Consider the following 23,954-nt stretch of genomic DNA (forward strand, 5'->3'; position numbering starts at 1 on the left):
AATCTAAAATAGCTGTCGCAACGCTTCAAGACAGGCGATCGCTAAACAAGAATCCTTCCAGTCTACAGGGGTTCTCAAGAGCCCCGTTTGCGGAGGCGCGATCGGTCATGCTGAACACGTTGAATTCGCTGGAAGCGCTGGTTCACGGACGCAAGCCCGGCCATAGCCTGGACGCGCCCTTCTACACGTCGCCGGAGATTTTCCAGGCCGACATGGAAGCCATCTTCTATCGTCACTGGATCTATGTCGGCGTCGAGCCGGACGTGCCCGAGCCCGGCGACGTGATGACCGTGGAGATCGGCAAGGCGTCGATCCTGATCATCCGCGACGACGACAACGAGGTCCGCGCCTTCTTCAACGTCTGCCGACACCGCGGCGCGCGGCTGATCGACGACGAAAAGGCCACCGTCGGCAATCTCGTCTGCCGCTACCACTCCTGGACCTACGGCCTCGACGGGCGTCTCGTCCACGCGCCCCACATGGGCGCCGACTTCGACCCGTCCTGCAAGGGCCTGAAGCCGGTCAACCTCCGGTCGCTGGAAGGTCTGCTCTTCGTCTGCCTCGCCGACGAGCCGCCGGAAGACTTCGACCAGCTCGCCGCCCGCATGGGTCCCTATATCGCGCCCCACAACGTTCGCGGCACCAAGATCGCCTACCAGAGCGATCTGATCGAGGCGGGCAACTGGAAGCTGACCCTGGAAAACAACCGGGAATGCTACCACTGCGAGGCCAACCACCCCGAGCTGACGGTCCCGCTCTTCGCCTACGGCTTCGGCTTCTCGCCGGAGGAGATGGACCCGATCGACCTCGAGAACGCAAGGCGCTACGAAGCCCTGCGCCAGAAGAGCCACGCCGAGTGGGAGGAGATGGGCCTGCCCTCGCGAGAGATCGAGGAGCTCGACACGCGCGTCAGCGGCTTCCGCACCGAGCGTCTGCCGCTGGACGGCGACGGCGAAAGCCACACGATGGACACGCGCGCCGCGTGCCGCGTTCCACTAGGCCGGATCAGCAACGCCAAGCTCGGCGGTCTGTCCTTCTGGACGCAGCCGAACTCCTGGCACCATTTCCTTGGCGACCACATCGTCACCTTCTCGGTGTTGCCGCTGGACGAGGGTCGCACGCTGGTGCGCACCAAGTGGCTGGTCAACAAGGACGCGGTCGAGGGCGTCGACTACGAGATCGACCGACTGATCGAGGTCTGGACCGCGACCAACGCCCAGGACGCGGCGCTCGTCGAAATGTGCCAGCAGGGCGCGCTGAGCCCCGCTTACGAACCCGGCCCCTACTCGCCTAACACCGAGATGCTCGTCGAGAAGTTCATTCGCTGGTACATCGCCCGCATGTCGGACCATCTCGCCAAATGAGCGCTACGGCTACCGACGGGGCCGGCACGAACGGACCCCCCCCCTCCGCCTTCGAGCCGGCCGAGGCCATCTGGACCGGCGAGACGGACGACATCCTGATTTGCCAGGCGGTTCGGGACGAGACCCACGACGTGAAGACGTTCGTGCTCGCCCCCGCCGAGCCGGGCCGGTTCCGATACCAGCCGGGCCAGTTCATGACCTACGCCTTCGAGATCGGCGGCGAGACGATCTATCGCTGCTACACGATCTCCTCGGCGCCGACGCGGCCCGACCGCATCGCGCTGACCGTCAAGCGCGTGCCGGGCGGGCCGGTCTCCAACTGGCTGCACGACAGCTTCAAGCCCGGCATGCGACTTCGCGCCGCCGGGCCGATGGGCGACTTCACCTCCAGCGCGCATCCCGCCGCCAAGTATCTGTTCCTCTCGGGCGGGAGCGGCATCACGCCGGTCATGTCCATGGCGCGGACCTTCCACGACCTCGGCCGCGAAGAGGACGTGACCTTCATCCATTCGGCGCGCTCGCCGGCGGACATCATCTTCCGCGAGGAGCTGGAGGCCATGGCCCGGGTGAACCCGGCGTTCCGCTTCGTGCCGATCGTCCAGAACGTCGGGCCGCTCGCGCCGTCCACCGGTCTGCGCGGCTTCCTGACGCGCGAGATCCTCGATCTCGTGGCGCCGGACTTCCGGGAGCGGGAGGTCTTCGTCTGCGGTCCCACCCCCTACATGGCGGCGGTGCGCGAGATGCTGGCCGCGGCGGGCTACGACATGGCCCGCTACCACGACGAGAGCTTCAACTTCGAGACCCTGTCCGCAAGCGAACAGAGCGAGGCGGTCGAGGCGGAGGAACAGCTCGAGTCCGAGGCCGAGGCGCCGGTCAAGACCTACAAGGTGGAGTTCTCGAAGACCCGCCGGACCATCGACGTGCCCGCCGACATGACCGTCCTCGAAGCGGCCAAGCGGGCGGGCATGCGGCTGCCCTCCTCCTGCTCGCAGGGCCTGTGCGGCACCTGCAAATCTAAGAAGGTTTCCGGCACGGTGGAGATGGACCACAAGGGCGGCATCCGCCAGCGCGAGATCGACGCCGGCATGGTGCTCCTTTGTTGCTCCAAGCCGACCAGCGACCTCGTCGTGGAGCGCTGATCCGGCGATCGTCGGATCCCGGTAACGGCGGCGTCAAGCGTCTGCCACGCCGGACTTGAGGTCGCCCGGGACGTTGCGGAAGCTGCAGTTCCCGAGACCCGTGCCGAGCGTCACGGCGGCCCAGCGTTCGACGTCCCGCATCCGCGGAACGTCGCTGAGCGCCTGGATCACCGCGTCGTTGTGCAGCATCACCAGTGGCTCGCGCGCCTCAATCGGTTCCAGTCGCGCGGCAACCTCGTGGGGCAGGTCGAACCCGCTCTCGCTCCAGTCGCCCGGCAGATTCTGGCCTCCGCTCTCCAGCCGACCCTCGGGCCGGATGACGCCCGGACAGGACAGGCCGACGAAGGGCGCCAGCCGGATGCCGTCCGCCGCGGCCAGGGCGCGCATCGATCCGACACCGTCCGCGATCCGCCCCACCATGTGCTCGCGATCGACATCCTCGTCGGCGTGGCACCACTTCTCGTGATGCGCGACGGTCAGCCTGTCGCGCTCCGCCGGTGTGCGATCGATCCGGACGATGCCCCAGCGCACGTTGGTCCCGCCGATATCGACAGCCACGAACCCGTCGCCCTGTGCCAGGGCGTCGCGCGGTGCGGCATAGGCCCACCCGACCATCCCGGCGACATCGGGCGGATGGTGAAGCCTTCGCATCTCAAGGTCGGGATGGTGTCGACGCATACGCTCGTCCGCCCGCCGCAGCAGTTCGGCGCCGAGTTCGCCCTCCATCAAGCCCCCGCCGCAGACGATCCGGCGCGTGCCCTTCCAGGAATCCGTCACCAAGAAACGCAGGAGCACCGAGGCGAAATGGTCGGTGAAGGCGTCCAGCGCACGCTCGATCACGACCGCCTCGGCCTCGCCGTCTCGGGCCGTCAGCGCAGCCTCGAGATCGTTTCCGTCGATGTCCTTGGTGCGCTGCCAGCCGAAGGGCGGCTCGTCCTCCGCCGGGACCTTCTTGCGTTCGCGGCTGAGGATCCGCCGGAACTCCGATCCACTGGCAAGATCGCCGATAAAGGCTTCGCCTTGGCGCAATGGCAGGCTGTAGCTCCGGACCTCGACCAGCGGCAGCCGACATCGGCCGTGCTCGACCCGACCATGCGCCGACTTCCGCGAAAAATCGATTTTCCCGTGCATGGAGGGAGAATCAAGGCGGCTACGCGCCGGTTCCCCTTGCACCGGTCACAGCCGCGTGTAGTGCGGCTCTCATCGCGCGCTGCGCTCGGTGAGGAGGCGGAATGGCGACCCCGGCAGGATTCGAACCTGCGACCATCGGCTTAGAAGGCCGGTGCTCTATCCACTGAGCTACGGGGCCAACGCGGTGATGGCGCGGTCAGTGCGTCCAGGGCTGGGCGCGGTCGTAGCGGAAGTTATCGGAATAGGACACTTTCGGGCGACCGGCGATGTGCTGCTCTTCGACGCGATACGGAATGCCGTTGCGCTCGGCATATTCGATCGCGAGTTCCTTGGTCTCGAAGGACAGACGGATCTGCGAGCGCATGTCGCGCGACGAGGTGTAGCCCATCAGCGGCTCGACCGTCTTGGGATCCGCCGGCTCATACAGGAAGAGCCATTCGCGGGTGCGTCCTTTGCCCGACTGCATGGCCGTGCGGGCCGGACGATAGATGCGGGCCACCATGTTCGCGCCGTCTCCGAGTTCGATGTTGGTCGATCGTCCCGAGATGGTCGGAGCGGCAGGATTCGAACCTGCGACCCTCTGGTCCCAAACCAGATGCGCTACCAGACTGCGCTACGCTCCGACATATCGGAAACAACCGAAACAGGAGGGCTTCTAGACCATGCCCCCGTGCGGCGCAATGCGGCCGCGACCACACGGGGCGCGCTTTCGCCGGGCATGGCGAAGGTTTGCTTTCACCGTCCGATCGCCGGATGTTCCAGCTTGTCGCCGGCCTTGGCGCCGTAGCCGGCCGCCGCGCCACCGTTGATTTCCAACACGTAGCGGACGGGCTTGCCCGAGGAGATCGTCTCCAGCGAATGCGGCTGCGCGTTGCGCGCGATGCGCACCACCGTGCCCGACTTGTCGATGAACAGCATGTCGAGGGGGATGAGCGTGTTCTTCATCCACATGCTGACAGGACGTGTCTCGTGGAAGTCGAACAGCATGCCCGAATCGGCAGCGAGTTCCTCGCGGTGCATGAGGCCGATCTCTCGCGCCTTCGGCGTGTCGGCGATCTCCACCGCGATCGGATGTCGGCCGGACGCCGTCACAAGTGTGGCCGTCTCCGCTTCGGCCCAGGCCGCCGTCGCTACGAAAGCCGCGGCCGCGGCCGCGAGGCCGAGGATTCTGAATACCGGACGCTTCATCAATGCGTTCCCAGCCGGATCGGACCGGACAGGGGGTGGATTTCCGCCGCCATCAGCCCCTTCTCGCCTTGACCAAACCGAACCAGCACTTCCTGGCCCGGACGCAGTTCCGCCATGCCGAAGCGCCGCAGCGTTTCCATGTGCACGAAGATGTCCTCCGTCTCCTCGCCGCGCGAGATGAAGCCGTAACCCTTGCTGCGGTTGAACCATTTGACAGAAGCGCGCTCGAGGTCGCTGGTCGGCACAACCTGCACATGGGTCCGGCCGGACGAACTCTGCGTCGGCGCGACGGCGGTGGTCGTGTCCATGCTGAGGACCCGAAACGCCTGGAGGCCACGCTCTCCGCGCTGCACTTCGCAGACCACGGTCGCACCTTCCAGAGCCGTCGAGAAGCCATCGCGGCGCAGGCAGGTCACGTGCAGGAGAACGTCCTCGCCTCCGCCTTCCGGAACGATGAAGCCGAAACCCTTGGCGACATCGAACCATTTGATGCGGCCGGTGATCGTCTCGAGGTCCAGGCTCCGAGACGTGCCGTCCGCCTCCGGGGCGGGCATGATGGGAGCACGAGCTGTCATCGAACGTTCCGCCTTGCCGGCCACCGTGTCCCGCGCCGCGACCGGCACCGAACCGATCGCTCCGTATTTCCTGCGAGACACATCAGCATTCGCGATCCGATGCCATTCGTCAAACGATCACCTGAGGTTTCAGAATAGTTTGAATGGTGAGTTTGGGAATCCTCGAAGGCTCGGAATTTCGCGTTCCGCGAAAAAAAAGCGCGCCTGGCGCGATTGACGTAAGGCTGGCGAAAATTCGGCGCGCTACTCGGCATTGGGAAACCCTAGCCGTATTGGCAGACCGACGCCGGCCCCTAGTTCGCCTCCAAACCCTGTTCGGAGCAGTTTTCCATGCGTTATCTCCATACGATGGCCCGCATCACGGACATCGACCAGTCGCTCGACTTCTATTGCAACAAGATGGGCATGGTGGAGGTCCGACGCACGGAGAGCCAGGGCGGCCGCTTCACGCTGATCTTCCTGGCCGCGCGCGACGACGAGGGAACCGGCCGCTCCGAGGCCGCCCCCCTCCTCGAACTCACCTACAACTGGGACCCGGAGGAGTATTCGGGCGGGCGCAACTTCGGCCATCTCGCCTACGAGGTGGACGACATCTACGAGACGTGCCAGCGCCTCATGGAGCGGGGCGTCACGATCAACCGGCCGCCGCGCGACGGGCGCATGGCTTTCGTGAAGTCGCCGGACAACATCTCCATCGAACTCCTCCAGCGCGGCGAGGCGAAGGCTTCCGCCGAGCCGTGGGCCTCGATGCCCAATACCGGTTCATGGTGACCGCAGACCGGACTCGCCTCGGAAACGACACAGTGGTAACGAGTTAGTCACTTTTCGCGGATCGGCCTCCACGGAGGCTCTCGCTCTGGGGAAGCGGGCGCGAACAGGACGGCAGTCTGCCGAACGCCCATGCATGGGCGCTCGGTCATGACTTGGACGGCAGGCATTTCGCCTCGTCGTCGAGAGGGTGGACGACCGATTGACGCTAGATCTCTTCTCCATTCGCCGCGCCGCCGCGCGCAGGGGCCTCCTGGCCGCGACCGTCATATCGCTGCCGCTGGCCCTCGCGGGTTGCGTATCGGCGGTGGACGACACCAACGCCTTCGGCTTCGCCCAGGCGCCAGAGCCCAGTTCGGTCGAGGATGCGATCGAACAGGATGCGGCGCTCGCCAAGGCCGGTAAGGCGGACGGCGAAGGCGCGGAGACCGAGACCGCCGAAGCTTCCGTCGCCGATGGCAAGGACACGGGCAGCGAGGCGAAGGCCGTGGCGGCCCTGCCGGACGCTGCCGTCGCGGCGCGCGTGGCCGAGGCGGACAGCGCCGCGAAGCCCGGCCAGGCGAGCGCTCAGACGGCCCTGACCGGCGAGTCCGCCGGCGGCATCAAGGCGGGAAGCTTCCTGACCCGCGCGTCCAACCCGAGCGTCGCCGCCTTCGCGGAATCGAAAAGGCCTGTGGAGGCGGATCATTCCCTCTACGCCTCGCTCTACAACCAGTCCCAGGCGAAGACGCCCCTGCGCAATGCCGAGGCCGGCAAGAGCGGACGCGTCGTCGTCCACCAGCGGTCCGACGAGACGGGCACCAGCGACAACGCTCTCCCCGGCGTCGATCCGAAGTCGCTCTTCGAAATCGGGCAGCGGGCCTCCGTCGATTCGGAGCTGATGGACGACATCGGCAGCAGCTACCAGCTCGCCTCGCTGTCGGGCATCGCGCGCCTGGCGCCGAGCGGCCTGATGATCCAGCGCGAGGACGTCGTCACCAACTGCTTCGACAGCAGTCTGATGAACCTGATCGGGCAGATCGAGCGGCGGTTCAAGCAGCGCGTCGTGATCACGTCCGGCTTCCGCTCGCCCGCGCACAATCGCCGCGTGAACGGCGCCAAGGCCTCGATGCACATGGCCTGCAAGGCGGCCGATCTCCACGTGCCGGGCGTCGATGGCCAGGAGGTCGCCCGGTTCGTGCGCGCCCTGCCCGGCCGCGGCGGTGTCGGCACCTATTGCCACACGGCGGCCATCCACATCGACGTCGGCAAGATGCGCGACTGGAACTGGCCCTGCCGCCGCCGGCAGTCCACCTGACGGATCCGCAGGGTCACCGAACCCCGCCCGAAACCATCGAGCCCGGCCGTTTTCGGGTTGCGCAACCGGCCGACTCACCGTATAGACCCACTCGTCCGCGCCCGTCGTCTATCGGTTAGGACGCCACCCTTTCACGGTGGAGAGAGGGGTTCGATTCCCCTCGGGCGTACCACTTCCCTTTCGAATCCATACGCACTAGACCGACCGCAACGGTTGCCGTTCGTGGGCGAATCCTGCGATCTCAAAGCGGATCGAGCGCCCCGCCGTCCGTCAGCATGGCCGTGGCCCGAGCGTACTTCTCCAGTCGCTTTTCCTCGCGCTCGCCGATTTCGCCAAGCCGCGTTCGGTCCGAGTTGTCGGAAAGGTCCGCCAGCTTGACGATGCGTGCGATCGGGTGCGCACCGGCCCGGCGCACCGCGTCAAAATAGTCCTCGCCCTCGCGATGGGTCAGCGCGTCGACGGCTGCAACGACCTCGTCCGGGAAGCCCTCGACCTTCAGCCGATCCAGCGTCCAGCCCGGTCCATCCTCCACCACGTCGTGGAGCAGCGCCACGACCTTGGCGGTCGTTCCGTTCACCGTGGCCGAGACGCGGCGCGGATGGGATATGTAAGGGGCGCCCGCCTTGTCGATCTGGCCGGCATGAGCCTCGGCTGCGATGCGGTCGGCGCGCTCGATCATTTCGTCGTCGGTCATGTGAAGAACTCCGCGATGCCGGGCCCCGATCACCGGCTGGTTTCTTCCCAACCGTCGCGGCGCCGGTCCGGTTTCACATCCCGGGAATCGCGAGGTCGATGATGCGGAAGGTCACCTTCTCGCTGCCCTGGTAGCGGTCGATCGACACGCTGCCGGCGACATGCACGTCCGCTCCCCGCCGTCCCAGCAAGGCGTCGCCGAGCGGCGTCTCCGCAGCGCGGAAGGCAATCGCCGACGTCGTGGCGCCGTCCGCCGAACGCAGCGTCGCGCGGATGTGGCCGCCGGTTCCGACCGGGGCGGAGGACAGGAGCCTGTGTCTCGGCATCGCGAAGACGGGTGCGGGGTGGCCCGAACCGTATGGCCCGGCGCGCTCGATCGTCCGGACCAGATCCACCGTCAGGCCGCGCGCGCCGAGAGCGCCGTCGAGGGCCAGCGCCTCGTCGGCGCGCAGGGCGTCGATGCTGGCACGGGCCTGCGTCTCGGCGCGCAGACGGAAGTCGGCGAGCCTGTCGCGGTCGATTGTCAGGCCCGCCGCCATGGCGTGCCCGCCGCCGCGGATCAGCGTCCCGTCGGCCACCGCCTCGCGCACGAAGCGGCCGATGTCGAAGCCGGATATGGAGCGGCCCGAACCGGTGCCGCGTCCGCCCGCGTCGAAGGCGATGGCGAAGGCCGGGCGGCCGAAGCGTTCCTTGAGCCGCGCGGCGATCAGCCCGACAATTCCGGGATGCCATGTCGAGCGCCCGGCGACGAGGATCGGCGGGCCGTCCCCCTCGCCGATCTCGGCGCGGATTTCCTGCTCCGCCTCGGCCAGCATCTCGCGCTCCATGGCCTGCCGCTCGGCGTTGAGGAGTTCGAGCTCGTCGGCGATCTCCTTGGCGCTCGCTTCGTCGCGTAGCGTCAGGAGGCGGCTGCCGAGCGCGGCGTCGCCGATGCGTCCGCCCGCGTTGATGCGCGGCCCGAGCAGGAAGCCGAGGTGGAACGCCTCGACGGGTCCTTGCAGGCGCGCCGTCTCGGCCAGGGCGCGCAAGCCGGGATTGCGTCGGGCGCGCAGGATTTCCAGACCGCGGACCACGAGCGCGCGGTTGAACCCGACGAGCGGCACGACGTCGCAGACAGTCGCCAGAGCCACGAGATCGAGGTCGCCGAGAAGATCGGGCAGTTCGGACGCGCCTCGCCCCCGCCGCCGCAACTCGCGGGACGTGGCCACCAGCGTCAGGAACACCACGCCGGCCGCGCAGAGATGGCCCTGGCCGGACAGGTCGTCCTGGCGGTTGGGGTTGACCACCGCCTTGGCCGGCGGCAGCTCGGCCCCGACCTGATGGTGGTCGAGGACCACGATGTCGACACCCTGTGTGGCGGCATCGGCGAGCGCCTCGCGGCTTGTCGAGCCGCAGTCGACGGTCAGGATCAGGGACGCGCCACGGTCGGCCAGCTCGCGCAGCGCCTTCGGGTTGGGTCCGTAGCCTTCCGTGATGCGATCGGGGATGCGGATCTCGCAGGCCATGCCGAAATGGGCGAAGTAGCGGTGGACGAGCGCGGCCGACGCCGCGCCGTCGACGTCGTAGTCGCCGAACACGGCGACCCGCTCGCGCCTTTCCACGGCGTCGGCGAGGCGCGAAGCCGCCGCGTCCATGTCGGTCAGGGTCGAGGGGTCGGGCATCAGCTCGCGGATCGTCGGCGCGAGGAAGGCCTCCGCCGCGTCCGGCGCAACGCCGCGCGCTGCCATCACGCGGCCGACGATATCAGGCAGGCCGGAGAGCTGGGCCATGCGCGCGGCCGCGGCCTCCGCGCGCGGATCCAGCGCATGGACCCAGCGCCGCCCGCTCACCGAACGGTCGACGCCGAGAAAGGTCCGCTTCACGTCGGTCATGCGAAAGATCGTATGCCCGTCAGCGGGCGAAGAAGCTGGAGCCGAGGTGGCGCGTGCGCATGTCGCGAACCGTGCCGGTGCGCGAGTGCATGACCAGGGAGTGCGTCTCGACGCGGTTGGCGTAGAAGCGCACGCCTTCGAGCAGGTTGCCGTCGGTGACGCCCGATGCGGCGAAGATCACGTCGCCGGAGACCATGTCGGACAGGTCGTAGATCTTCTCGGGGTCGTGCAGCCCGAGCTTGTCGGCGCGATTGCGCTTCTCGCCGGTGTTGAGCTGGAGACGCCCCTGGATCTGCCCGCCGGTGCAGCGAAGCGCGGCGGCGGCAAGAACGCCCTCCGGCGCGCCGCCGATGCCCATATAGATGTCGATGCCGGTGCTTTCCGGATCGGTCGTATGGATCACGCCCGCCACGTCGCCGTCGCCGATGAGGCGGATCGCGGCGCCCGTCGCCCGGATCTCCTCGATCAGCTTGGCGTGGCGAGGACGGTCGAGAATGCAGGCGGTGATGCGGTCCACGGGCACGCCCTTGGCGGCGGCCAGCGACGAGATGTTGTCCCGCGCGCTCCGGTCGAGCCCGACGACGCCCTCGGCATAGCCCGGCCCGATCGCGATCTTTTCCATGTAGACGTCGGGTACGACGAGCAGCGAGCCGCGCGCGGCCACCGCCACGACGGTGATCGCGTTGGGTAGGCTCTTGGCGCAGATCGTGGTGCCTTCGAGCGGGTCGAGCGCCAGATCGACGGCCGCCCCGCCCCGCCCCAGCCGTTCGCCGACGTAGAGCGACGGCGCATCGTCGCGCTCGCCCTCGCCGACCACCACCACGCCGTCGACCGGCAGCGCATCGAGTTCGACGCGCATCGCGTCGACCGCCGCCTGGTCGGCCGCGCGTTCGTCGCCCCGGCCGCGCAGCATGGCGGCGGCAACCGCCGCCTTCTCCGTCACGCGGGCGATCTCGACCGAGAGGATCCGCTCGAGCGGATCGGCATCCCTGAAAACGTCGCTGCCCATCATGCCGTCGCCTTCCCTGTCGCCGTGACCGCACGCCTGCCGCGCGACCGCCGACGCCTTTCCGTTGTCAGTCGAGCGCCTCGATGCGGATCATGCGCGGGGCCTCCTTGAGGTGCCCGTCCTTGGAAACGGCGTCGAGAGCCTTTTTCACAGCCGCCTCGGTGGTCTCGTGCGTGATCAGGATGACCGGCGCGGTGTCGCTCGCGTCGTCGTCCGCGCGCTTGCGCTGGACGATGGATTCCAGCGAAATCTCGTTCTCGGCCATGCGCCGCGCGATGGACGCGAAGGCGCCCACGCGGTCGAGCACGCTGAGGCGGATGTAGTAGCCGCCCTCGTGCGCCCGCATCCGGGCGCGCTTGTAGGGGGTGAGCTGCTTGGCCTCCACCGCGAAGGTCGGCAGTCGCACGCCCTGTGCCATGTCGAGCACGTCCGACAGGACGGCCGAAGCCGTGGCGTTGCCGCCGGCACCGGGACCCACCAGGAGGATCGAACCGAGGAGATCGGTATCCACCGCCACCGCGTTGGTCACGCCGTCCACCTGCGCGAGCGCCGAGTGGGCCGGGATCATGGTCGGGTGGACCCGCTGCTCGATGCCGCTCTCGGTGCGCTGGGCGACCGCCAGGAGCTTGATGCGATAGCCGAGCTCGGCCGCCGCCTCGATGTCGGCATTGGTGACCGTCGAGATGCCCTCGATGAAGATCGATTCGAGGTCGATCTCGCAGCCGAAGGCGAGCGACGTGAGGAGTGCCAGCTTGTGCGCGGCGTCGAAGCCGCCGATGTCGAAGGTCGGGTCGGCTTCGGCGTAGCCGAGGCGCTGTGCGTCCCTGAGGCAGTCCTCGAAGGCGATGCCCTCCTTCTCCATGCGCGTCAGCATGTAGTTGCAGGTGCCGTTGAGGATGCCGTAGACGCGGCTCACTGCGTTGCCCCGCAGGGCCTCGCGCATGGTCTTGATGATCGGGATACCGCCGGCGGCGGCCGCCTCGTAGAAGATGGTGGCGCCCTTCTTCTGCGCGAGCTTGGCGAGTTCCACGCCGTGATGGGCAAGCAGCGCCTTGTTGGCGGTCACCACCGGGATGCCCCGATTCAGCGCCGCCTTGACGCTGGCGAGCGCGGCACCTTCGGCGCCGCCCACGAGCTCCACGAAGAGGTCGATTTCGGCCTTGGATGCCAGTTCCACCGGATCGTCGAACCAGGCCATGGCCGAGACGTCGAACCCGCGATCGCGCGTGCGGTCGCGGGCCGAGACGGCGACGATCTCGATCGGCCGCCCGGCGCGCAGGGCGTAGGTTTCCCCACGGCTCGAAACGAGGCGGGCGAGCGAGGCACCGACCGTTCCCAATCCGGCAAGGCCGATCCGCAGCGGGCTATTCATGGCTGTTCCTGAACCCTGATCGTCTTGAAGCCTGGCGCGCGGCGAACCGGCCGCGTCTCAGGCGGATGCCGCCTTTTGGACGGGATCGTTGCCCGACGCAAGGAAGCGGCGGATGTTGCGCGCCGCCTGCCGGATGCGGTGCTCGTTCTCGACGAGTGCGATGCGCACATAGTCGTCGCCGTATTCGCCGAAGCCGATGCCCGGCGCGACGGCGACATCAGCCTTCTCGATCAGGAGCTTGGAAAACTCCAGCGATCCCATGTAGCGGAAGCGCTCGGGGATGGGCGCCCAGGCGAACATGGTCGAGGATGGCGGCGGCACGTCGAAATGGGCGCGGCCGAACGATTCGACCAGCACGTCGCGGCGGTGGCGATACACCGAGCGCACCTCCTCGATCGCCGCATCGCCCGCGTTGAGCGCGGCGGTGGCGGCGACCTGGATCGGGGTGAAGGCGCCGTAGTCGAGATAGGACTTCACGCGGGCCAGCGCCGAGATCAGCCGCTCGTTGCCGACCGCGAAGCCGACGCGCCAGCCGGGCATGGAGAAGGTCTTCGACATGGAGGTGAACTCGACCGCCACGTCCATCGCGCCCGGAACCTCCAGCACCGAGGGCGGCGGCGCGCCGTCGAAGAAGATCTCGGAATAGGCGAGATCGGACAGGATGACGATCTCGTGCTCCTTCGCGAACTTCACCACCTCGGCGTAGAAGTCGAGGTCCGCCTCGTAGGCCGTCGGATTGGACGGGTAGTTGAGGATGATCGCGATGGGCTTGGGGATCGAATGGCGCACGGCCCGGTCGATCGCACGCAGGAAGTCCTCGTCGGGCTTGGCCGGTATCGAGCGGATCGTGCCGCCCGTCATCAGGAAGCCGAAGGCGTGGATCGGATAGGTCGGGTTCGGGCAGAGCACGACGTCGCCGGGCGCGGTGATCGCCTGCGCCATGTTGGCGAAGCCTTCCTTCGACCCCAGCGTCGCGACGACTTGGGTGTCCGGGTTCAGCTTCACGTTGAAGCGGCGCTCGTAATAGGCGGCCTGGGCGCGGCGCAGGCCCGCGATGCCCTTGGAGGCGGAGTAGCGGTGCGTGCGCGGGTCGCGGATCGCCTCGCACAGCTTGTCGACCACGAATTTCGGCGTCGGCAGGTCGGGGTTGCCCATGCCGAGGTCGATGATGTCGACGCCGCGGGCGCGGGCGGCGGCCTTCTTCTTGTTGACCTCCTCGAAGACGTAAGGCGGCAGGCGGCGGATCTTGTGGTACTCTTCGCTCATGGGGGCTAGCCTTCGGCTGGACGCATAGATTGGGCTGACGGCATGGGCCGACAGCCGAACGGGCTCAGGCGCTGAGCGTCCGCTGGAGCCGGGCGCATCGACCGATTTCGCGGTCGGCGGCGCTCTATTGCGCCCGGCTGCTGGCTGCGTCGGCCGTGGGCGCCGGCGCGAGCACCCTCGCCGCTTCGGCCTGCTGGCGCGCGGCCAGGGCTTCGAGTTCGGCCACGTCGCGACGGTAGGCGGCCTCCGGGTTGCCCCAGCTTCTCGATTCGGCGCGCGAAAAGCGCTGCTGGGTCTGGGCGACGGCATCGTCGGCGGCCTGCTCGCGCGCGGCGCGCGGCATGCGCCCGATGATCGGATACCCTGCTTCGTCCAGCTTCTGGCCGGAGGAGGCCACGCCGGGTGCGGCCGCGAGCGGCGGCAGGGTCGTCGGCGTCTCGTCGCGCGGCAGGAAGGACTGGCAGGCCGACAGGGGCAGGCCGAGCGACACGCACATCGCCGTCATCCGAACCGCTCGCATCGCCATGTCCATCAAGGCCTTCCCCAAAACGCGATCTTCCCGGAGCGCGGGACTGAACCTCGCGGGGTCGGCCGGCCGGATCCTTCCGCCGCTCGCTTCGTCGCGAATGCTCGCCGATGCCACCGGCATCGACTGCGCATCGCTCCTCGCCAGCGGTCGAAAGTCTCTCGCCCCTCCTCCGCCCGGAGGTCCTGTCCCACGCTCTTAACCGAACCGGCATGGCTTGGGAATGGCGCAGCGCGGCGCACGGGGATGCTGCGTCGCCGCGACGAAAGTCCCATGCAAGGCGCTACTCGCGGCTGCCCCCTGCGCGACATTGTGCTTTACAGGGGAACGAAGAGGAGGCCCGGCCATGGCGGATTCGCGATCCACGACCGAACCCCCCGCCGGGGAGGTTCCACCGTTCGCCGACTATGCGGTTCGAGATCCCGAGGCCTTCGCCCGCAATATGGCGCGGATGCTGGAGCAGGTCGGCAAGGCGGCCTCCGCCTGGGTCGAGCCGCGCGAACGGGGCGAAGTGAAGGACGGACCCCTCAGCTACGCCGACATGGTCGCCACGCTTTCGCGCGTCGGCGAGTACTGGCTGACCGACCCGTCGCGCTCCCTCGAAGCGCAGAGCGCACTCATGATCCGCTTCATGGGTCTGTGGGCCGATTCGATCCGCAAGGCGTCTGGCGCGCCGCCGGCCGAGGCGCCGAAGGGCGCGCCCGACAAACGCTTCACCCACGAGGACTGGAACCGCAACCTCTTCTTCGGTTTCCTGAAGGAGGCCTACGTCATCGCTTCCGACTGGGCCAACATGCTGGTCGAACGCTCCGAAGGGCTCGATCCGCACACGCGCCAGAAGGCCGCCTTCTACGTGAAGCAGATCGCCAATGCGGTCTCGCCGTCGAACTTCGTCCTGACCAATCCGGAGCTCTATCGCGAAACCGTGGAGCAGAACGGCGAGAACCTCGTGCGCGGCATGCGCATGTTCGCCGAGGACATGATGAAGGGCAAAGGCCAGCTCAAGCTGCGCCAGTCCGACCCGACGAAGTTCGCGGTCGGCGAGAACCTCGCCATGACGCCGGGCAAGGTCGTGGCCGAGAACGAGGTCTGCCAGATCATCCAGTACGTCCCGGCGACCGAGACCGTGTTTCGCCGGCCGATCCTGATCTCGCCGCCCTGGATCAACCGATTTTACATCCTCGACCTCAACCCGGAGAAGTCCTTCATCCGCTGGATGGTGGAGCAGGGGCATACGGTGTTCGTCATCTCCTGGGTCAACCCGGACGAGCGCCACGCCGACAAGAACTGGCAGGACTATATCGACCAGGGGATCGCCTTCGGCCTCGATATCGTGGAGCAGGCGACAGGCGAGCGGGAGGTCAACGCCGTCGGCTACTGCGTCGGCGGCACGCTTCTCGCGGCCTCCCTGCCCTATCTCAAGGCTCGGGGCGACGAGCGCATCGCCTCCGTCACGTTCCTCACCACGCAGATCGACTTCAAGCATTCCGGCGACCTGAAGGTCTTCGTCGACGAGGGCCAGCTCGCCGAGATCGAGCGCACCATGGAGAAGGGCTATCTCGATGGCTCGAACATGGCGACCGCCTTCAATCTCCTGCGCTCGGGCGACCTGATCTGGCCTTACTTCGTCAACAACTACCTGAAGGGCAAGGAGCCGCTGCCCTTCGACCTCCTGTTCTGGAACGCCGACGCCACGCGCATGGCGAAGGCCAACCACCTCTTTTACCTCCGCAACTGCTACCTCGAAAACCGCCTGTCGCGTGGCATGATGGAGATCGGCGGGGTCCAGCTCGACCTCTCGCAGATCACCTTGCCGGTCTACAATCTCGCCACCAAGGAAGACCACATCGCACCCGCCCTCAGCGTCTACGAGGGCAGCCGGGCGCTCGGTGCGCCGGTAACCTACGTCGTGTCGGGCTCGGGCCATATCGCGGGCGTCGTCAATCCGCCGGCCAAGAACAAGTACCAGTTCTGGGTCGGCCCTGCGCCGTCGGGCGAGATCGCCTTCGAGGACTGGTGGAGCCATGCGCGCGAGACCAAGGGCTCGTGGTGGCCGCACTGGCAGGCCTGGATCGAGGCGCAATCGGGCGATCGGGTGCCGGCGCGCGAGCCGGGCTCGGGCGGGCTGCCCGTCATCGAGGACGCGCCGGGCCGCTACGTGCGCCAATGACCGCGCGGGCTTGAAGCGCCGGCCCATCGGTGCGACATCACGGCCAAGACATTCTCCCGTTCGGGCAAGCGCCGCTGCATCCATGACAGTCTACCTCGAAGCCGAAGCCAATCCCCTGCGCAACACCGGGTCGATCCGCCTCTACGACGCGGAAGCCTTCGAGGGCATGCGGCGGGTCAGCCGCCTGTCGGCGACGGTTCTCGACCAGCTCGCCGACATCGTGAAGCCGGGCGTGACGACCAACGAGATCGACCGCTTCGTCTTCGAGTTCACGCGCGACAACGGCGCCCTGCCCGCCCAGCTCAACTATCGCGGCTACACCAAGAACGTCTGCACCTCGATCAACCACGTCGTGTGCCACGGCATTCCCAACGACAAGCCGCTGCGCGAAGGGGACATCGTCAACATCGACGTGACGCTGATCCTCGACGGCTACTATGGCGACACGTCGCGCATGTACCCGGTCGGCCCGATCAAGCGCGCGGCCGAGCGCCTGTGCGAGATCACCTACCGCTCGCTCCTGATCGGCATCGACGCCGTGAAGCCGGGCGGCCACGTCGGCGACATCGGCGCGGCCATCCAGGCCTATGCCGAAGGCGAACGCTGCTCGGTGGTGCGCGACTTCTGCGGGCACGGGATCGGCCGCCTGTTCCACGACGCGCCCAACATCCTCCACTACGGTCGACGCGGCGAAGGCGTCGAGATTCGGCCCGGCATGATCTTCACCATCGAGCCCATGATCAATCTCGGCCGCCCGCACGTGAAGGTGCTGGCCGACGGCTGGACGGCTGTGACGCGCGACCGCTCGCTGTCTGCGCAATACGAGCATACGGTCGGGGTGACGGAGACTGGCTGTGAGGTCTTCACCCTGTCGCGCAACGGCCAGGACATGCCGGGCTTCCCGCCGTCGGCCTGGGCGCCCGCGGTGGCCTGAAGGCCATGGGCGGCGGCGCGGACGGCTGGGACGACGGGTCGCTCCCCTTCTGGGAGCGAGAGAACGCGACGCCGCCGGCCAAGCCACGTACCCCGCCCAAGGACCACGACGGTCATCGCGACCGCCTGCGCGAGCGCTTCGCCTCCGCGGGGCCGGATGCGCTGGCGGACTACGAGCTTCTCGAGCTCCTGCTGTTCCGCTTCATTCCCCGCCGCGACACCAAGCCTATCGCCAAGGCACTTCTGGCGCGCTTCGGCACATTGGAGGACGTCCTCAACGCCCCCGCCGACCTCCTGACCGAAGTGGACGGGATCGGTGACGCCACGGCGCTGGACATCAGGGTCGTCACCGCCGTCAACCAGCGTGCCTTTCGTGCCTCGCTGCGTTCGCGCGAGATCCTGTCGTCATGGTCGGCCGTCGTCGACTACTGCCATGCCTCCATGGCGCACGAGACGCGCGAGCAGTTCCGCATCCTGTTCCTGGACCGCCGGAACGCGCTGATCGCCGACGAGGTGCAGCAGGTCGGGACGGTGAACCACACGCCGGTCTACCCCCGCGAGGTCATGGGCCGCGCGCTGGCGCTGTCGGCCAGCGCGCTCGTGCTGGTCCACAACCACCCGTCGGGCGACCCGAACCCGTCGCGCGCCGACATCGAGATGACCAAGACGCTGGTCGGCGTCGCCGAGGCGCTGGGCATCCAGATCCACGACCACCTGATCATCGGCCGCAACGGCCATTTCAGCTTCCGCGCCCAGCAGCTGCTCTGACCGGTCAGTTGAGGTAGCCGACGTCGCGCACCAACTGGATCTCGCGCGGCTGGATCAGACCCTGGTGCATGACCCGGACGGAATGGATCGTCGCCTCCACGTTCCGCTCCCAATGCGCCAGGAAGCGACGCAGGCGCGGATAGTCCGGCGCGAGGTCGTCGAACTGCCAGGAGAAGGTCTGGAGAAAGGTCGGATGGTCGGGCATCCGGTAGAGCACTTCGGCAAAGGTCAGGCCATAGCCGGAGAGCATCTTCAGGAACTGCGGATCGGGCGTACGTGCGGCAGGCATGTCGGCTCCTTCTGCATCCGGGGCCGAGGATACGGCCCTCGACCATCAGGCTGCGCCCGCAGGATTAACGAGCGGTTAACCCGAGCGGGACGCCTGATACAAAAGACGCCATCGCATTGCGCCGCAACAAACTTGTGCAGCTAGTCGGCGTCGAACCGACCGCCCGCCTCCAGCATCAGGTCCGGCGTGTCCACGTCGAAGGACGCCGCTCGTCCGATTTCTACCTCGCGGAGAAGGTCCGTGTTGGACTGCACGATGGATCGCGCGCCGATGTCACCTTCGAGCCGCGCCACCAGAGGCGCGAACGCTGTCGAGAGGATCACCGGGTTCCCGCGCCGACCCTGATCGGTCGCCATCACGATCGAACCGGGACCGGACGGTTCGAAAGCCGCGATCATCCGGTCGAGATCGCCGGCCGTCAGCAGCGGTTGGTCGGCCAGAAGGACCAGCACCCCGTCGCAGTTGGCTGGGATGGCGGCGAAGCCGGCGATGAGCGAGGCCGACAGTCCCTCCCCATAACGGGGATTCTGGAGGAGCGCGACGTCGAGGCCCGCCAGAGCGGCGGCGACGGCATCGGCCATGTGTCCGGTGACCACCGAGACCCCGGACGCTCCGCTCGCCAGCGCGGTTTCCACCGTGCGGCGGACGAGCGGCGTGCCGTCGAAGCGGGCGAGCAGCTTGTTCGGGCCGCCCATCCGGCTCGACCGCCCGGCGGCCAGGACCAGCGCATGGACGCGCTTGTGCGGTGCGCTTGCCGGCGCCTCGCGCAGATGGGGTCGAGACGCGATCTCCATCAGAAGTCCTCCGACGCCCAGACCGACGATGTCTTCCCGTCCGACATGAAGATCGGCGAGGATGCGATTGAGAATCCAGTCGAAACCGTTCTCGGCGGGGCTGCGTGCGCAGCCGGGCGCGCCGAGGATCGTGCGTTCTCCGATCCACCCGAGCAGAAGCAGGTTGCCGGGGTCCACGGGCATCCCGAGATGGACGATTTCGCCGCCCGCGCGCCGGATCGCCGCCGGCACGACGTCCGCCTCGTCGATCACGGCGGAGGCGCCGAACACGATCGTCAGGTCCTCGCCCGCCGGCGCCCGGGCGAGCCGCTTGGTCAGGTCCGCCTCGTCGTGCGCGCACCGCTCCTCGCGGCCGAGCGTCGAGCCGGACGGCTCGAGCCGCCGTTCGAGGACGCGCCGGGTCTTGTCGAGCGTCGCGGACTTTAGGCCGGGGAGCCGCGTCTGCACCAGTCCGACGCTCCGCGCGCGAAACGGCGCGAGGCGGAACGCCAAGCCCGACGACAGGACGCTTACGGCCGCATCGACGGCCTCGCCGGGCACCGCGAGCGGAACGATCTTCACCGTGGCGACCATGCGTCCCTCGCCGACCGGCGCGTGTTCGCCGAGCGTCGCGAGGGTGATGCCGGGATCGATTCCGTTCACCGCATCGACCAGCCTGCGGTCGGGCAGGAAGAGGCCGGACCGCGTGGCATGGAGGTTGGCGCGGCCGGTTCCCGGCGGCGCCATCTCCACCCCGGTTGAAACCAGTGCGCGGGCGATCCGCTCGGCTGCGAGGTTCTCTTCGATGTCGCCGGGGTCGAGGCGCGCGACGGTGATCTCGCGAACTCCGTCCGCGACGAGCGCTCGAACGTCGTCCTCCGTGAGCCGGCGCCCTTTCGGCAGGCGCCGCCCGCCGGCCGTCGCGGCATGCGCCAGGAGGGCGCCTTCCGCCTCCTCCGTCGGCACGGGGCCGAACCTCATGCGCCCGGCGCCTCTCCCCGGCGTTCGGCGTGCATCTTGCGTCCACGGAAGGCGGATATGACCGAGGCGAGGATCGCGACGGCGATCTCGGCAGGCGTCGCCGCGCCGATATCGACGCCGATCGGCGCCTCGATCCGATCGATCCGATGCTGCGGCACGCCGGCTGCCAGAAGCCGTTCGACCCGTCGCGCATGCGTCTTCCTGCTGCCCAGCGCGCCGACATAGAAGCAGCCCGTCCGCAGCGCCTCGATCAGCGGATGGTCGTCGATCTTCGGATCATGCGTCACGGCGACCAGTGCCGTGTAGGCGTCGAGCGGGCGCTCGCGCAGGACGTCTTCCGGCCATTCGGCCGAGAGATCGACGCCCGGAAAGCGCTCGGGTGTCGCGAAGGCGGTGCGCGGATCGATGATGGCGAGGTCGAAGCCGGCCAGACGCGCCATCGGGGCGAGGCTCTGGCTGATGTGGACGGCGCCGATCACCAGGATACGGGGCGGCGGCAGATAGGCGTTGAGAAAGGTCCGCGTGCCCTCGACCAGCCCCGAGCGCCCGCTCCGCAGCGCCCGCGCGATCGCCTCGTCCTCGCCTTCGATGTACGCCTCGCGCACCAGCCGCTGCGCGCCGCTGTCGAGATCGGTCACGACCACGCAGCCGCGCCGCGCCGCCCGCTCGGCGTTGAGCTCACGCAGGAGGTCCGCCCGCATCAGGCCACTCGTTCGAGGAAGACGCGGATGCGGCCGCCGCAGGAGAGGCCGACGCGCCAGGCCGTTTCGTCCGCGACGCCGAACTCCAGGATACGCGGCGCGCCGCTTTCGATCACCTCCAGGCTTTCAGCGATCACCGCGCCCTCGACGCAGCCGCCGGACACGGAGCCCTCGAAGCCGCCCTCCGCGTCGATCACGAGATGGCTGCCGACGGGGCGCGGTGCCGAGCCCCAAGTCTCGATCACGGTCGCCAGCGCCAGCCGGCGCCCCTCGCCGGCCCAGCGCTCGGCGACGCTCAGGATATCCGTCGTCTCGCTCATCGCCTGGCTCCTCATGCCGCCGCGCCGGCTCGCAGCCAGGCGCGCGGGTCGTTGTCGCGTCCGCCCCCTTCGCGCGACAGCGCGGCGCAGAGGTCGGACAGGGTGTTCAGGGAATGGGCCGAGCGGAACTCGTCGACATGCGGAAGAAGAGCCCGCACGCCACGGGCGCGCGCCGAGAAACCGTCGAAACGCAGAAGTGGGTTCAGCCAGATCAGTCGGCGGCAGGAGCGATGGAGGCGGTCCGCCTCGCGCGACAGGCGCTCCATGTCGTCGCGCTCCAGCCCGTCGGTCACGAGGAGCACGATTGGCCCGCCCGAGAGGACGCGCCGTGACCAGCGCCGATTGAACTCCTCCAGCGCCGCGCCGATGCGCGTGCCGCCGGACCAGTCCTGCACCAGCGCGCTGCAGGCGGCCACCGCCTCGTCCGGATCGCGCTGCGCGAGCTGGCGCGACACCGGCGTCAGCCGCGTGCCGAACAGGAAGGCACGCACCCGGCGGCGCGCCGACATGGCGTGCATGAAGTGCAGCATGAGGCGGCTGTACTGGCTCATGGAGCCTGAAATGTCGGCGATCACCACGAGCGGCGGGTGGACCGTCCGCGCTTCGCGAAAGCGCGGCAGGATCAGGTCGCCGCCGGTACGCAGCGAAGCCTGCAGCGTGCGGCGTGGATCGAAGCGGCGGCCCCGGTTCCGCGCCCGGAACCGACGCGCGGCCACCCGGTCGTCCGGCATCGCCATGCGGGCGATGGCGGCGCGAGCCTCTGCGAGTTCGGCCGCCGTCATCTGCGCGAAGTCCTTGGCGCGGAACACCTCCTCGGCCGAGACGGTCAGCCGCGCGTCAATCTCCAGCACGGGCCGCTCCTCGACCCGCCTCGCGCCACCCGCAGCCTCCAGGGCGTTGGCCACGCGCCGCGCCCCCGGCTTAGGTTCGGGCGGCGGCTTGCGGGCGGGGGTCTGCGCCGAGAACATCGCGAGCATCCGCTCCACAAGCTGGCGCGAGCGCCAGAACAGGCTGAATGCCTCGGCAAAGACGGCAGTGTCCTCGCGGCGCGATACGAAGACCGCATGCAGCGTCCAGAAGAAGTCCTCGCGCGAGCCGATGCCGCCCGCGCGCACCGCCTCGATGGCGGCCAGCGTATCCGCCGGGCCGACGCGCATACCGGCGCGGCGGAGCGTTCGCGCGAAATGCGCGACGTTGTCGGCGAGATGACCGCCGCCCGTCATGCGCTCGCGTGCTCGCGGCGGATGGCGCGCAGCATCTCGTCCGCCTCGCTCCGACCGATGCGCGCGATGTCGTCCTGATACTTGAGGAGGACGCCGAGCGTGTCCGTCACCAGCTCGGGGTCGAGCGCCACCGCATCGAGTTCCGTGAGCGCGGTCGCCCAGTCGAGGGTTTCGGCGACGCCCGGCGCCTTGAAGAGGTCCGCCCCGCGCAGCCGCTGGACGAAGGCGACCAGTTCGGCCGAAAGGTCGGCATGGGCCGTCGGCACCTTTCGTCGGACAATCTCCAGCTCGCGCTCCGCCGTCGGATAGTCCAGCCAATGGTAGAGGCAGCGCCGCTTCAGGGCGTCGTGGATCTCTCGGGTGCGGTTGGTGGTCACGACGACGATCGGGGGCTCGGCCGCCCGAATGGTGCCGAGTTCGGGAATCGTCACTTGGAAGTCAGATAGCACTTCGAGGAGAAACGCCTCGAAGGCTTCGTCCGCGCGGTCCAGCTCGTCGATCAGGAGAACCGGCGCCCGGCCGGCCTCGCCTTCCAGCGCCTGGAGCACCGGGCGGCGGATCAGGAAGCGCTCGGAGAAGATGTCGGAGCGCATGGCGTCGCGCGCCGTGTCGCCGCTCGCCTCGCGCAGCCGGATCTCGATCATCTGGGCGGCATGGTTCCACTCGTAGAGCGAGGTGGAGACATCCAGCCCCTCGTAGCACTGGAGGCGGATCAGCGGACGACCGAGCCGCTCGGCCAGGACCTTGGCCACCTCCGTCTTGCCGACGCCCGCCTCGCCTTCGAGGAAGATCGGCCGCCGCATGCGCAAGGCCAGGAACAGGACCGTGGCGAGAGAGCGGTCGGCGACGTAGCCGCCGACTCCTAGAAGCGCCTGCGTCTCGTCGATGCTGTGGGGAAATTGGGTCACCGACTCGGGGTCCATGCGAAGGGTCGACCCGAAGATAGTTCATGCGCGCGACGTCACAACCGCGTCACTCGGCCTCCGGGTGCTGCAGCGCATGGTAGCGGCGCGCGCGGTACAGGAGGCTGTGCCCGGCACGCGGAACGGACAGGCCGACGACTTGGCCGATCGTAACCTGGTGGGTCGCCACAGTCCGGCTTTCCAGACTGCGGCAGTCGAAGGCGACGATCGCATCCTCCAGAATGGGCGCGCCGCTTTCCAGCGTGGTCCAGCGGCCGGAGGCGAACCGCGCTTCCAGATCGAGCTTTCCCTCGCCGGAAAAGACTCGCGCCACCGACTCGCTCCGGTCGGCCAGGACATTCACCGCGAAAACGCCGTTCTCGGCGAAGCGCGCATTGGCCTCGTGCGAGCGGTTGAGGCAGACGAGCAGCGTCGCCGGGTCGTCCGAGACGGAGCAGACGGAGGTCACGGTCACGCCCCGACGCCCGGCCGGCCCGTCGGTCGTGACGAGGCACACGGCGGCTGCGAAATGGCTCATGGCCTCGCGGAAGGCCGCTCGGTCGATCTCGGCGCGGGTCACTAGCAAGGCGACTCCTTCGGGCTGGCGCAACGCATCCCAACATGGGGCGCGCCTTCGGATGGCGCACCCTGCGCCACGAATCTTTTCAAGTTCGTGAGCGACGTAAAGGTCAATG

The 23,954-nt window shown here is 68.3% G+C and carries 24 protein-coding genes and 3 tRNA genes; 8 read left to right on the forward strand and 19 right to left on the reverse strand.

Going from position 1 to position 23,954, the window contains the following annotated elements; translation table 11 throughout:
- Positions 1–107: 107 nt before the first annotated feature.
- Both O5O54_RS05425 and O5O54_RS05430 read left to right on the forward strand, forming a co-directional pair.
- Entirely contained in the window at positions 108–1,364 is a 1,257-nt protein-coding gene (locus tag O5O54_RS05425) for an aromatic ring-hydroxylating dioxygenase subunit alpha (RefSeq protein WP_279479672.1), read from the forward strand.
- Positions 1,361–2,503 carry a hybrid-cluster NAD(P)-dependent oxidoreductase gene (locus O5O54_RS05430; RefSeq protein WP_279479674.1) on the forward strand — a complete coding sequence of 381 codons (1,143 nt, stop codon included), beginning with the start codon at positions 1,361–1,363 and terminating at the stop codon, positions 2,501–2,503. Before O5O54_RS05425 ends, O5O54_RS05430 begins: the two co-directional genes overlap by 4 nt.
- Positions 2,504–2,536: 33 nt before the next feature.
- Here the strand turns inward: O5O54_RS05430 and O5O54_RS05435 are convergent, their stop codons facing one another.
- From O5O54_RS05435 to O5O54_RS05460, 6 genes are all read right to left on the reverse strand, one after another.
- Complete coding sequence (locus O5O54_RS05435) at positions 2,537–3,532, reverse strand: ROK family protein (RefSeq protein ID WP_279479676.1); 996 nt, start codon at positions 3,530–3,532, stop codon at positions 2,537–2,539.
- Between the two features lie 204 nt (positions 3,533–3,736).
- Positions 3,737–3,812, reverse strand: a tRNA-Arg gene (locus O5O54_RS05440).
- An 18-nt stretch (positions 3,813–3,830) separates the two neighbouring features.
- A complete protein-coding gene (locus O5O54_RS05445; RefSeq protein ID WP_279479678.1) occupies positions 3,831–4,136 on the reverse strand; it encodes an ETC complex I subunit in 306 nt (101 codons plus the stop codon).
- Positions 4,137–4,180: 44 nt separating this feature from the next.
- Positions 4,181–4,257 (reverse strand) — tRNA-Pro (locus O5O54_RS05450).
- A gap of 112 nt (positions 4,258–4,369) precedes the next feature.
- A complete protein-coding gene (locus O5O54_RS05455) occupies positions 4,370–4,822 on the reverse strand; it encodes a DUF192 domain-containing protein (protein WP_279479681.1) in 453 nt (150 codons plus the stop codon).
- Entirely contained in the window at positions 4,822–5,397 is a 576-nt protein-coding gene (locus O5O54_RS05460; protein WP_279479682.1) for a cold-shock protein, read from the reverse strand. The genes O5O54_RS05455 and O5O54_RS05460 overlap by 1 nt, the downstream gene beginning before the upstream one ends.
- A 330-nt stretch (positions 5,398–5,727) precedes the next feature.
- Between O5O54_RS05460 and O5O54_RS05465 the strand changes: the two genes are divergently transcribed.
- The 3 genes from O5O54_RS05465 to O5O54_RS05475 all read left to right on the forward strand — a co-directional run bounded on the left by O5O54_RS05465 (position 5,728) and on the right by O5O54_RS05475 (position 7,634).
- On the forward strand, positions 5,728–6,168 hold the full coding sequence (locus O5O54_RS05465) for a VOC family protein (protein ID WP_279479684.1): 441 nt from the start codon (positions 5,728–5,730) through the stop codon (positions 6,166–6,168).
- 199 nt (positions 6,169–6,367) lie between these two features.
- Positions 6,368–7,462 (forward strand): D-Ala-D-Ala carboxypeptidase family metallohydrolase, encoded by a 1,095-nt coding sequence (locus O5O54_RS05470; RefSeq protein ID WP_279479686.1) that lies wholly within the window; start codon positions 6,368–6,370, stop codon positions 7,460–7,462.
- Between the two features lie 97 nt (positions 7,463–7,559).
- Positions 7,560–7,634: transfer RNA gene (locus tag O5O54_RS05475), tRNA-Glu, on the forward strand.
- A 69-nt stretch (positions 7,635–7,703) separates the two neighbouring features.
- Here O5O54_RS05475 and O5O54_RS05480 read toward each other — a convergent pair.
- From O5O54_RS05480 to O5O54_RS05505, 6 genes are all read right to left on the reverse strand, one after another.
- On the reverse strand, positions 7,704–8,156 hold the full coding sequence (locus tag O5O54_RS05480) for an HD domain-containing protein (RefSeq protein WP_279479688.1): 453 nt from the start codon (positions 8,154–8,156) through the stop codon (positions 7,704–7,706).
- A 73-nt stretch (positions 8,157–8,229) separates the two neighbouring features.
- Positions 8,230–10,026 (reverse strand): single-stranded-DNA-specific exonuclease RecJ, encoded by a 1,797-nt coding sequence (gene recJ / locus O5O54_RS05485; protein ID WP_407061663.1) that lies wholly within the window; start codon positions 10,024–10,026, stop codon positions 8,230–8,232.
- A gap of 19 nt (positions 10,027–10,045) precedes the next feature.
- Complete coding sequence (gene glpX / locus O5O54_RS05490) at positions 10,046–11,035, reverse strand: class II fructose-bisphosphatase (protein WP_279479922.1); 990 nt, start codon at positions 11,033–11,035, stop codon at positions 10,046–10,048.
- A gap of 67 nt (positions 11,036–11,102) precedes the next feature.
- Entirely contained in the window at positions 11,103–12,407 is a 1,305-nt protein-coding gene (locus tag O5O54_RS05495; RefSeq protein WP_279479691.1) for a homoserine dehydrogenase, read from the reverse strand.
- 57 nt (positions 12,408–12,464) lie between these two features.
- Positions 12,465–13,673 carry an LL-diaminopimelate aminotransferase gene (locus O5O54_RS05500; RefSeq protein WP_279479692.1) on the reverse strand — a complete coding sequence of 403 codons (1,209 nt, stop codon included), beginning with the start codon at positions 13,671–13,673 and terminating at the stop codon, positions 12,465–12,467.
- 124 nt (positions 13,674–13,797) lie between these two features.
- Positions 13,798–14,193: a hypothetical protein gene (locus O5O54_RS05505; RefSeq protein WP_279479694.1), complete on the reverse strand. Its 396-nt coding sequence runs from the start codon at positions 14,191–14,193 to the stop codon at positions 13,798–13,800.
- Positions 14,194–14,545: 352 nt separating this feature from the next.
- Here O5O54_RS05505 and phaC point away from each other — a divergent pair, with 352 nt between their 5' ends.
- The 3 genes from phaC (at position 14,546) to radC (ending at position 18,070) form a co-directional block, all read left to right on the forward strand.
- The gene (gene phaC, locus O5O54_RS05510) at positions 14,546–16,369 is read left to right on the forward strand and encodes a class I poly(R)-hydroxyalkanoic acid synthase (RefSeq protein WP_279479695.1); all 1,824 of its coding nucleotides are present in this window, start codon (positions 14,546–14,548) and stop codon (positions 16,367–16,369) included.
- Between the two features lie 82 nt (positions 16,370–16,451).
- Positions 16,452–17,303 (forward strand): type I methionyl aminopeptidase, encoded by an 852-nt coding sequence (gene map / locus O5O54_RS05515; protein WP_279479697.1) that lies wholly within the window; start codon positions 16,452–16,454, stop codon positions 17,301–17,303.
- Between the two features lie 5 nt (positions 17,304–17,308).
- On the forward strand, positions 17,309–18,070 hold the full coding sequence (gene radC / locus O5O54_RS05520) for a DNA repair protein RadC (RefSeq protein WP_279479699.1): 762 nt from the start codon (positions 17,309–17,311) through the stop codon (positions 18,068–18,070).
- A 4-nt stretch (positions 18,071–18,074) separates the two neighbouring features.
- Here radC and O5O54_RS05525 read toward each other — a convergent pair whose 3' ends face one another.
- The 7 genes from O5O54_RS05525 to O5O54_RS05555 all read right to left on the reverse strand — a co-directional run bounded on the left by O5O54_RS05525 (position 18,075) and on the right by O5O54_RS05555 (position 23,839).
- Positions 18,075–18,359: a hypothetical protein gene (locus O5O54_RS05525; protein WP_279479700.1), complete on the reverse strand. Its 285-nt coding sequence runs from the start codon at positions 18,357–18,359 to the stop codon at positions 18,075–18,077.
- A 140-nt stretch (positions 18,360–18,499) separates the two neighbouring features.
- The gene (locus O5O54_RS05530; RefSeq protein ID WP_279479702.1) at positions 18,500–20,113 is read right to left on the reverse strand and encodes a molybdopterin-binding/glycosyltransferase family 2 protein; all 1,614 of its coding nucleotides are present in this window, start codon (positions 20,111–20,113) and stop codon (positions 18,500–18,502) included.
- Complete coding sequence (locus O5O54_RS05535) at positions 20,110–20,814, reverse strand: XdhC family protein (RefSeq protein ID WP_279479704.1); 705 nt, start codon at positions 20,812–20,814, stop codon at positions 20,110–20,112. The genes O5O54_RS05530 and O5O54_RS05535 overlap by 4 nt, the downstream gene beginning before the upstream one ends.
- Positions 20,814–21,134: an XdhC family protein gene (locus O5O54_RS05540; RefSeq protein WP_279479706.1), complete on the reverse strand. Its 321-nt coding sequence runs from the start codon at positions 21,132–21,134 to the stop codon at positions 20,814–20,816. Before O5O54_RS05540 ends, O5O54_RS05535 begins: the two co-directional genes overlap by 1 nt.
- Before the next feature lie 11 nt (positions 21,135–21,145).
- Positions 21,146–22,357 carry a VWA domain-containing protein gene (locus O5O54_RS05545; RefSeq protein WP_279479708.1) on the reverse strand — a complete coding sequence of 404 codons (1,212 nt, stop codon included), beginning with the start codon at positions 22,355–22,357 and terminating at the stop codon, positions 21,146–21,148.
- Complete coding sequence (locus tag O5O54_RS05550) at positions 22,354–23,280, reverse strand: MoxR family ATPase (RefSeq protein ID WP_279479711.1); 927 nt, start codon at positions 23,278–23,280, stop codon at positions 22,354–22,356. The genes O5O54_RS05545 and O5O54_RS05550 overlap by 4 nt, the downstream gene beginning before the upstream one ends.
- Before the next feature lie 49 nt (positions 23,281–23,329).
- Positions 23,330–23,839 (reverse strand): flavin reductase, encoded by a 510-nt coding sequence (locus O5O54_RS05555; RefSeq protein ID WP_279479923.1) that lies wholly within the window; start codon positions 23,837–23,839, stop codon positions 23,330–23,332.
- Positions 23,840–23,954: the final 115 nt, after the last annotated feature.

This window comes from Aureimonas sp. SK2, from assembly GCF_029813115.1.
Classification (GTDB): Bacteria; Pseudomonadota; Alphaproteobacteria; order Rhizobiales; family Rhizobiaceae; genus Aureimonas.